Annotated in this window: 7 protein-coding genes; 1 reads left to right on the top strand and 6 read right to left on the bottom strand. The window is 57.0% G+C overall.

Going from position 1 to position 6,710, the window contains the following annotated elements:
* The first annotated feature begins 284 nt into the window (after positions 1-284).
* The gene (locus AC2TDA_RS14985) at positions 285-1,169 is read left to right on the top strand and encodes a helix-turn-helix domain-containing protein (RefSeq protein WP_480877233.1); all 885 of its coding nucleotides are present in this window, start codon (positions 285-287) and stop codon (positions 1,167-1,169) included.
* A gap of 44 nt (positions 1,170-1,213) precedes the next feature.
* Here AC2TDA_RS14985 and AC2TDA_RS14980 read toward each other — a convergent pair whose 3' ends face one another.
* From AC2TDA_RS14980 to bioB, 6 genes are read right to left on the bottom strand one after another with little or no spacing between them, the layout of a single operon-like run.
* Positions 1,214-1,972 carry a methyltransferase domain-containing protein gene (locus AC2TDA_RS14980; RefSeq protein ID WP_480877230.1) on the bottom strand — a complete coding sequence of 253 codons (759 nt, stop codon included), beginning with the start codon at positions 1,970-1,972 and terminating at the stop codon, positions 1,214-1,216.
* Positions 1,969-2,589 (bottom strand): pimeloyl-ACP methyl esterase BioG family protein, encoded by a 621-nt coding sequence (locus AC2TDA_RS14975; RefSeq protein WP_480877228.1) that lies wholly within the window; start codon positions 2,587-2,589, stop codon positions 1,969-1,971. Before AC2TDA_RS14975 ends, AC2TDA_RS14980 begins: the two co-directional genes overlap by 4 nt.
* A complete protein-coding gene (gene bioA, locus AC2TDA_RS14970) occupies positions 2,586-3,872 on the bottom strand; it encodes an adenosylmethionine--8-amino-7-oxononanoate transaminase (RefSeq protein ID WP_480877225.1) in 1,287 nt (428 codons plus the stop codon). The genes AC2TDA_RS14975 and bioA overlap by 4 nt, the downstream gene beginning before the upstream one ends.
* A complete protein-coding gene (bioD, locus tag AC2TDA_RS14965; protein WP_480877222.1) occupies positions 3,869-4,489 on the bottom strand; it encodes a dethiobiotin synthase in 621 nt (206 codons plus the stop codon). Before bioD ends, bioA begins: the two co-directional genes overlap by 4 nt.
* The gene (locus tag AC2TDA_RS14960) at positions 4,486-5,619 is read right to left on the bottom strand and encodes an 8-amino-7-oxononanoate synthase (protein WP_480877219.1); all 1,134 of its coding nucleotides are present in this window, start codon (positions 5,617-5,619) and stop codon (positions 4,486-4,488) included. Before AC2TDA_RS14960 ends, bioD begins: the two co-directional genes overlap by 4 nt.
* Complete coding sequence (bioB, locus tag AC2TDA_RS14955; protein ID WP_480877216.1) at positions 5,616-6,596, bottom strand: biotin synthase BioB; 981 nt, start codon at positions 6,594-6,596, stop codon at positions 5,616-5,618. The genes AC2TDA_RS14960 and bioB overlap by 4 nt, the downstream gene beginning before the upstream one ends.
* Between the last annotated feature and the right edge of the window lie 114 nt (positions 6,597-6,710).

Below are 6,710 nucleotides of genomic sequence, written 5' to 3'. Positions count from 1 at the left end.
AAACCTCGTCTGCACATGCCCTCCAATGGAAGCGTATGAGGAAGCAGCAGAGTAATAAGGCAATACACAAAATAGACCCCCGTCCTAATAGGGCGGGGTGCTGAACCGGAAGAGGGCAATACAGCTACAAGCAACGCCCGTATTAAGCAGGTGGAGGAGCAATGAAACACTATGTCCTCAAGAACGACCATGTGCACTTGGAAAAAACTGCGTCGGCACCGCCTGAGAAAACTCAAAAGATCGATGTAATCCTTGCTGATCCCGGGGCATGTGCGTCTGCAGAGATGATCGTCGAGTTTTATCGGGCTTTGAATGATCTTGTTGAAGGTTATGCATATCACATCAAATTTCGCGTGATTGCCGAAGAACCGGCCGGTGGGCCGTTGTACTGGGCCGGGCGTACAGCGATTTTCTGGGGAGATATTCACAAAAACTGGCAGCCGTCCGGTCAGGATAAATCCTGGGTCACTCAAGTGTTAAACCTGTCATCTCGCTCAATTCTTGTTGGTGGAGCGGTTTTGCTTCTTGCTCAAGTGGGCCGGGCAAACGAGGCTGTTGCGGCAATTCATCCCAATTTTTCAGCGGCCGCTCAGGAAGTCGGGCTAATTGGAAGCAGAACCAGTTCACATCGAGCGTTGGATGGCCGAACTCACAGCGCGTCCACAAAACTAAGTGCTTTGCGGCTGATGTCAGAGTTTGTATCGCTGGATCACGGCGAGCATTTGGCAGATACGTTACGCGGCTACATCGGTTTGACCGAACCGGAACGTGCATGTGAAAGCCAGCTCGCTAGCCGACTTATTCAACGTTCCGGCGCTGACCCGACGGTAAGGTTGGCCATCGATAAAATGTTGAAGAATGTCGAGGATCCCCTCAGGATCCCCGAGCTGTCCAAGTCGCTTGGAACATCCACGCGCCAGCTTCAGCGGCGGTTTCTAAGTAAGACAGGTGAAAAACTCCTGACGACATATCGGGAACTTCGGTTGGAACGTGCGCACAGTTTGCTTCGGCATACTGACATGCCTCAGCGGGAAATTTCGACAGCGACCGGATTTTCTTCGGCAACGGCTTTGGCGCGTGCATTCCGGGCTCAATATGGAACAACGCCGGAATACGTTCGCAATCAGCGCTTCGCAGGAGAACTGCCGGGGCACTACAATCCCGCTTAGCGGGTTCGGAGCTTATCTCTAAGATTGGTGAATGGCCGGACGGCTCAGGCGCGCTTGCGGGCGATGATCCAGATCGGATGATAAGTCAAAGGCACGCCCATTTCGCTGCCAAACCGGCTGATATACTCGTTCGTAAATTGCGAGAGGCGGGTCTTGGTCCATGTTTTTTGTGCGCGTCCGTTCACTCCGGTTTTACGAAGATGCTCCAGAACTTTCCGAGGCGAAGCAAAGTGCATTTGCCGCTTGGTTTCACCGGCAGTCATAATTTCCAGATTTCTGTGCACAGCGGCGACCATGTTTTCGGGCTGAAACAACCCGGGTGCTTTGGCAGACGAGCCTATCTGAGTGAGCTCACGGTATTGTTCCGGACCGAACCCGGAAACAGCCAACCAACCACCGGGCGCAAGCGCGGCCGATGCCTTATGCAAAAAGGCAGCCGGATCGGCAAGCCATTGGATCATTGATGCAGACGCGATCAGATCGGGCTCCGCAGGCCAATCAATTGTCACGGCGTCACCGCATAGAAAGGCTGCTCCATACGTTTTGGCTGTATCTCGAGCCTGGGGCGACAGGTCATTGAGGGTAAGCGTGTCGAAACCGAACCCATCACGCAATTTCTGGGTCAGGTGGCCGGTGCCACATCCAAATTCCAGGGCGGAGATGAAGTGGCGCGGCGCGCCGCAATCGTGGAGTTTTTGCGCCAGAAGATCGGCGATCTGCGCTTGCTGGCAGGCAGACTCGTGATAGCTCGCAAAGCTTCGGTTAAAGCTACGCTGTACGCGTTCTGCCAGATGCGCATTCATGCGATCCAGTCCGTCCAGTTTTGCCCGGCGCGGAACGGGACATGAGGGCCGGGGATAGTCCGGACAGCGTGCTCTTGCGACTGCCATGCTACCTCTTGCGCTTTTGTGGGTATGATCCGATCGCGCTGTGGAATCCATATTCGGTCGAAGCTCTGTTCAAGGGCCGGACCGCGCGAAATTATGGCGTATAGTTCAGCCTTTGCGGCTTCGACGTCCATTTTTGGTGCCACCCCCTCAAAACCGGCGCGGCGGCAAAACTTGGCGAAGCTATCTTCTGTCAACTGATCCGCGGTGGCCCGGATTATATCCGGGACAATGCCGCGTTCTGCGTCTGCGGGCGCAAGCGTTCCACTGACTGCGATCAGGCTATCCGGGTGAAAACCCGTTTGGCTCAACCAATGCCCTGCCGATGCCACGCCGAAGGAGAAGGCGATCATGCGAACCCGGTCATAGTGTTCCAGTTCTCGCAGGGGATCATCCAACTCTGTGTAGTCGTCCACGAACAGGACATCGTCGGGGCCCGAAAGGCTTGTGAACGGAACCGCGCCAAGCGCCCATCCACCGAAAACCACGATCAGGTCCTGCGTGCCAGAGCGTGACAACCACTTATGCTTCATGACACATCTCTGGCCAGCGAAACCATGGCTGCTGTTACACAGCTCAGCTCATCGGGGGTGATGATGTAGGGTGGCATGCAATAGATATTCCGGGCGAAGGGGCGCAGCCATACACCCGTTTCCCCTGCGAGGGTGTGCGCGATTGACGGGTCGACCCGTTCTTCCATCTCGATGACACCGATTGCCCCCAGAACGCGGACGTCGGCGACTCCCGGCAATCCACGGGCCGGAGAAAGCTCATGTGCCATTTGTTCGGCAATGTTGCTGACCTCTTCGTGCCAGTTTCTTGCGGTCAGCTGTTCCAGACTGGCAATTGCCGCTGCACAGGCCAATGGGTTGGCCATGTAAGTTGGGCCGTGCATCAGAACACTGGCCTCGCTCTCACCGATGCCGCGTGCAACATTTTCAGTCGTGACCGTGGCGGCCATCGTGATGTGGCCTCCAGTCAGAGCTTTGCCCAGGCAGAGGATGTCAGGCAAGACGCCGGCATGATGCATTGCGAACAGCTCGCCAGTGCGTCCAAACCCGGTGGCGATCTCGTCAAAGATCACCAGCACATCATGGGCTTTGCACATTTCATGCGCACGTTGCAGCCATGTCGGGTGATAGAAATACATACCTCCCGCACCTTGAACCACTGGTTCGAGGATCAGGGCCGCAATCCGGCCTGCCTTGGCCGCCAACAGTTCTTCTAGGGCGCCCAGCCCATTGAGATTGGCATCTTCGGACCATTCCTGATCGAAAGAGATTGGTGGGCGTGGTAGAAAGTGTTGGATCGACAGGGCGCCGCTGAACAGCCCGTGCATTCCGTTGACGGGATCGCAAACGCTCATCGCTTTCCAGGTGTCGCCGTGATAACCGCCGCGGATGGTGGCGAATTGTGTGCGATCCGCGCGGCCCATGGCCATTTGGTACTGAACCGCCATCTTCAGTGCGACCTCGATTGAGACCGAACCGCTGTCGCTGTAGAAAATGCGATCCAACCCATCGGGAAGCAGGTCGATCAGCTTTCGGCCCAAATCGATCGCGGGTTGGTGGGTCAGGCCACCAAACATCACATGCGGCAACTGCGCCAATTGGTTCTGCATTGCACCAACGATGGCCGGGTGACGATGCCCGTGAACCGCACACCACCATGATGACATCGCGTCGATCATTTTGGTCCCGTCATCCCGCGTCAGCCAAGCTCCCTCGGCTTCGGTGATCAGGTGCATAGGGCCCGGATCAAGCACGTTGGTGTAAGGGTGCCATAAGTGGCAGGCGTCAAATTCCAGCGGGGTCACAGGAAGCTCCGGATTGCTTCAACGTCGATGGCTTCGAAGGCTTTGGTCAGAGACGCACGCGACAGGTTGTCGATATACGGCAGGCGGCCCAGATGCCGCACATTGCACATCTGAGCAATTGTCTGTTCAACGTCCGGTTCCGGGTCGCCAATAAATGCGACACCGGCCACTGGGCAGCCTGCGTTCCGCAGCGCCATCAGGGACAGGCTCGTGTGGTTAATCGTGCCAAGCGCCGTGCGGGCGACCAGAACCACAGGGGCCTGCCATTGTGCGAAAAGGTCGATGAAGAATTGTTCGCGGTTCAAAGGCACCATGACGCCGCCTGCGCCTTCTACAACCAGAGGCCCCTCGACCTGCGGCAGAGCAAGACGTGACAGGTCGATCTCAATCCCCATATCCTCGGCGGATAGGTGTGGTGAGGCCGGCATGTCGAGCCTGTAGGTTTCGGGCAGGGATGCGGCACCTGACAGATTGACCACCGTTTCGGTGTCCGTTGCATCTTCAAGCCCGGATTGCACGGGTTTCCAGTAGCTTGCACCCAGAGCTGTGGCCAGCCCCGCGGCGAATACGGTCTTGCCGACGCCAGTGTCGGTGCCTGTGACAATCACGGTGCTCATGCGGCTTCCTTCCGATGACGGGCGAGCGTATCGAACAAGCGCGAGATGTCAGCCGTGTCGACGTTGCCTGTGATGGAAATCCTTAACCGAGACGTTCCGCGCGGAACGGTCGGGGGACGGATGCCGCGAACGTCAAACCCCTGACCCTGCAACGCAGCGGCTGTGGCCATCGTCAGGGCGTCATCACCGAGAATGACAGGAATGATCTGACTGTTGAGCGCGCCTTCCGGAACACCGTGGCGCAGTGCTTCGCCATGGGCGAACTGAATGCGGGAGCGAGCAGCCTCGTTCAGGCTAATATCTGATCGCAAATGCCCGAGCACAGCCCGGACAAGGGCCGCGCTGAATGGGGCAGGGGCTGTTGCAAATATGAAGGGCCGTGCGCGGTTGATCAGCGCATCGATCATAACCTGCGCTCCGCAAATCAGTCCCCCGGATACCCCCAGACCTTTGCCGCAGGTGTGCAAGGTCAGCACCTCAGCCTTCAGACCGTGCGCCAGACCTTTGCCATTCGGCCCGAAAACACCTGTGGCATGAGCTTCGTCCACAACCAGAACAGCGTCGTGGGTGCAAGCCAATCTGGACAGGTCTTCCAAAGGCGCAATATCGCCTTCCATGGAATAGACGCTTTCCACAGCGATCCAGATCTGACCTGAACCGCCCGCAGCCCGCCAGTCGGCAATCACGTCCTGCGCCGCCCGTACATCATTATGTGCAAACGCGCGCATCTGAGCGCGGCCGATGCGCATGCCTTCATGAGCGCTGGCATGTACAAGTTCATCGTAAAGTACCAGATCTTCTGCGGCCGGTAGGGTGGAGAATATCGCCTGGTTCGCCTGGAAACCTCCACCCATGAACAGCGCCGCTTCGGATCCGAAGAACGTGGCGGCTTCCTGCTCTAATGCTTCGTGCTCGGGGTGATTGCCGCGTAACAGACGCGATCCTCCTGAGCCCAGTGGAATGCCTTGTTCCAGCGCTTGTTGAGCTGCCTGCTGCAACAGCGGAGATTGCGACAATCCCAGATAGTCATTGGACGCGAAATCCAAACCGCGCCGTGGTGAAAGAAACCTGCGGCGATGCCGATTGTCCAGGGCCGCCAGCATGGACTGTAGGCGGCTCAACGCCTTCATCCAGCGGCTTCCTCACACGTTTGCTCTGCTGCAGTTTCGGCCTGAATCCCGAGTTTGGCAAACAGGATCGCATCGGTGTCTTCTTCCGGATTCTCTGCGGTCAAAAGAGTTTCACCGACGAAGATCGAGTTCGCCCCGGCAAGGAAACACATCGCCTGCAGCTCGTCGCTCATTTCGCTGCGACCCGCAGAAAGACGCACATAGGAATTTGGCATCATGATGCGGGCCGTGGCAATCACGCGCACGAAATCGATCGGATCGATTGGTTTGGCGTCGGCCAACGGAGTGCCTTCCTGCGGCATCAGCATATTGATCGGCACCGAGTCCGGTGCCGGAGCCATGTTGGCCAGCGTCACGAGCATGTCTACGCGGTCTTGGGCCTCTTCTCCCATGCCCAGAATGCCGCCGGAACACACCTTGATCCCGGCCTCCTGCACACGGTTCATCGTGTCGATCCGGTCGGCGAATGTACGCGTGGTGATGACTTCGGAATAATACCGTTCGGACGTGTCGATATTGTGATTGTAGTAATCAAGTCCGGCATCGCGCAGCCGGAAAACCTGATTGTCGTCCAGCATACCAAGCGTCATGCAGGTTTCCATACCAAGGTCCCGAACGCCTTCGACCATGGCGACAAGCGCGTCCATGTCCCGGTCCTTGGGTTCGCGCCAGGCGGCCCCCATGCAAAAGCGGGTTGCACCGCCGTCTTTGGCTTTGCGCGCCTCAGTGAGAACGCGCTGAACCTCGATGAGTTTTGATGCTGAGAGAGTCGAGCCGTTGCGGGCCGATTGCGAACAATAGGCGCAATCCTCGGCGCAGCCGCCGGTTTTGATCGATAAAAGTTTTGACGTCTGAACCTTGTTGGGATCGAAGTTTTCGCGGTGGACTGTCTGAGCGCGAAACAAAAGATCCATGAGCGGAAGGTCGTACAGGGCCAGAGCGGCCTCTCGAGTCCAGGAAAAGGTAGCGTTTTTCATTTTATCGATATTTTTCAGGATCCCAATTTTTCACGGGACTTATTATCGATAACGCTGAAAACTACAACTGGATTCTCCAAAACTACCTTGGTGCCAGACAAAAACCGCCTGTAG

This window comes from Ruegeria sp. HKCCD6426 (genome assembly GCF_057221115.1).
Note: the sequence above shows the minus strand (reverse complement) of the source record. Positions and strands in the feature narration are given on the sequence as shown.

Bases quoted from the DNA above. Each gene is read 5' to 3' on its own strand.
- AC2TDA_RS14975 (WP_480877228.1), bottom strand. From the start codon at position 2,589: ATGAAGCATAAGTGGTTGTCACGCTCTGGCACGCAGGACCTGATCGTG.
- AC2TDA_RS14980 (WP_480877230.1), bottom strand. From the start codon at position 1,972: ATGAATGCGCATCTGGCAGAACGCGTACAGCGTAGCTTTAACCGAAGC.
- AC2TDA_RS14960 (WP_480877219.1), bottom strand. From the start codon at position 5,619: ATGAAGGCGTTGAGCCGCCTACAGTCCATGCTGGCGGCCCTGGACAAT.
- AC2TDA_RS14985 (WP_480877233.1), top strand. From the start codon at position 285: ATGATCGTCGAGTTTTATCGGGCTTTGAATGATCTTGTTGAAGGTTAT.
- bioB (WP_480877216.1), bottom strand. From the start codon at position 6,596: ATGAAAAACGCTACCTTTTCCTGGACTCGAGAGGCCGCTCTGGCCCTG.
- bioD (WP_480877222.1), bottom strand. From the start codon at position 4,489: ATGAGCACCGTGATTGTCACAGGCACCGACACTGGCGTCGGCAAGACC.